This is a genomic window from Erythrobacter sp. (assembly GCF_038133525.1).
Classification (GTDB): domain Bacteria; phylum Pseudomonadota; class Alphaproteobacteria; order Sphingomonadales; family Sphingomonadaceae; genus Qipengyuania.
Window position 1 is genome coordinate 818 of sequence record NZ_JAYPTL010000148.1, and the last position, 781, is coordinate 1,598.

The following is a 781-nucleotide window of genomic DNA, read 5'->3' on the forward strand; positions in this document are numbered from 1 at the left end:
CGGCCAGCGGGACCAGCAGCGCATTGGCCGCCTGCATCACGGCAAGGCTGATCGTGCCAAGTGCCGGCGGCGGATCAAGCAGGACGATGTCATAATCCTGCGCAAGCTCCATAAGCCCCTGTTTCAGCTTGCGAAAACGGCTTGCCAGCACCGATCCGCCATCCGAACCGGCAGCGGCCAGCTCATATTCCACGTCGAAGAGTTCGAGGTTCGACGGGATCAGATCGACATTGGGCCAGGGCGTGCCCTGCACCGCGTAATCGAGCGTCTGCTGCGTCGGCTCGATCGAGAGATAGGGGTAGAGCGTCTGTTCGCGCGTCACGTTGAAATGCGGGTTGAACCCGAACAGGGTGGTCGTCGTCGCCTGGCTGTCGCAATCGACGACCAGCACGCGATAGCCCTGAACCCCGAAATAATGAGCGAGGTGGGTGGTCACCGTCGACTTGCCGACGCCGCCCTTGAAGTTCTGCACCGCGATCATCGCGGGCGTATCCAGCGGCGCGCGCCGGGGCGAGGCGTCCAGCACCTCGCGCATGTTCAGCAGTTCCTCGATCGTATAGCCGGGGCGCCGCCCGTTCTCGGTCGGGGGAGGGGGGGGAAGCCGTCCATCTTCCTCGGCCATGCGAATGCGGTTGGTGCTGCATTCCAAAAGGGCGGCTGCCTCGGCAATGCCATAGCGCACCGACAGGCCCTTGCGTGCTTCGGGCAGAAATGCCTTCTTGCGCAAGCGTTCGATCATGCGTTCGCCATGTTTCTGCAAGATCGCAGAATCGGCAAAGCC

Annotated in this window: 1 protein-coding gene; it reads right to left on the bottom strand. The window is 63.0% G+C overall.

Annotation, left to right across the window (positions count from 1 at the left end; translation table 11 throughout):
* Positions 1-763 (bottom strand): AAA family ATPase (locus tag AAFM29_RS17330; protein ID WP_371830768.1); only part of this gene is annotated, 763 nt, incomplete at its 3' end.
* Between the last annotated feature and the right edge of the window lie 18 nt (positions 764-781).